Source organism: Bartonella sp. AA89HNZF (assembly GCF_042196905.1).
In the GTDB taxonomy this organism is placed as follows: domain Bacteria; phylum Pseudomonadota; class Alphaproteobacteria; order Rhizobiales; family Rhizobiaceae; genus Bartonella.
The window spans coordinates 1-1,100 of the sequence record NZ_JBHIRD010000075.1 but is presented as its reverse complement, the minus strand read 5'-3'; the positions used below and the strand labels follow the sequence as shown (position 1 = coordinate 1,100).

Below are 1,100 nucleotides of genomic sequence, written 5' to 3'. Positions count from 1 at the left end.
AAAAAGCTAATCATAAAGAAGTTTAAGAAGAAAAAACAACTTCAAAATGTCCTTCAAGCGTTTTAACTTCTTTCGGATTAACAATAATCTTTATATCGTTTCCTAATTTTGCCAAACACTCAAGCATTTTCATTTCACTAATTCCTCGAAATTCTCCACTTAAGAGTTTAGACAGTTTTGGTTGAGTCATTTTCAAAAGTTGACTAGCCTGTTTTTGTGTTAAGTTCTTTTCTTTCAGAATTTGACTAATCTTATGAGCAAGTTGCGCTTTGATAAGCATCTCTCTGGAATCTGAAAAGCCAAGATCCGCATAAACATTGGAACTACCGTGAAAAACATTGATCATTTTAATTCCCTTCTAATTGTTCTGCTAACTTGAGACGTTCTTTAATCAGATTAATGTCTGGTTTTGGTGTTGCAATGCCACGGGTCGATTTTTTCTGAAAACAATGCAACACATAAAGAGATTTTTTATATTGTATCGTATAAACAGCGCGATAAGTTCCTTGAATATCGCGTTCAATAATTTCTAGAACATTGGCAGATCCAAACCCCTTGAGAACCTTAACATTTTCTCCTCTATCTCCTATCTGAGCAAGATAAAGAGCATAACCAATCCTTTGTTGAATAAGATCAGGAAGACTTTTTATATCTTTGAGTGAAGAACCAAGCCATATGATACGTTTTATTTTACTCATGATTATTAATATACCCATATGGGTATATTTTCAAGTGGTTATTCTAATTTTGTGATTTTTTAATAACTATTATTAATAAAATTGACTTGATAAAAATGGTAACAAAAAACCATAATTGTTTATTTATCTTATGAAAAGCTGCTTTGTAAAAACCAACGCTTCCAAATGTAAAAAGAACGTTTTTTGCAGATATTTATTGAATATGCATTTGCTTTTGATTGGATTGTTAAAGCTACCGAGCATTTTGATTTGTTTGATACGTTTGATAGCCATAACAAGCGTTTATAGGCTCTGTAATTCAAATGAGTGAGTAAAAATCAAACGCATCATTTACATTCCTTTTGATAAGTTTTCATATCTCTCATAGAGCGCTTGCAATATGATACGTTTTGTATATATGCA

2 protein-coding genes are annotated in these 1,100 nt (G+C 31.3%); both read right to left on the bottom strand.

Annotation, left to right across the window (positions count from 1 at the left end; translation table 11 throughout):
• Positions 1–22: 22 nt before the first annotated feature.
• A complete protein-coding gene (locus ACFIN0_RS09745) occupies positions 23–346 on the bottom strand; it encodes a helix-turn-helix domain-containing protein (RefSeq protein WP_015856199.1) in 324 nt (107 codons plus the stop codon).
• 1 nt (position 347) lies between these two features.
• Entirely contained in the window at positions 348–698 is a 351-nt protein-coding gene (locus tag ACFIN0_RS09740; RefSeq protein WP_041581387.1) for a type II toxin-antitoxin system RelE/ParE family toxin, read from the bottom strand.
• Positions 699–1,100: the final 402 nt, after the last annotated feature.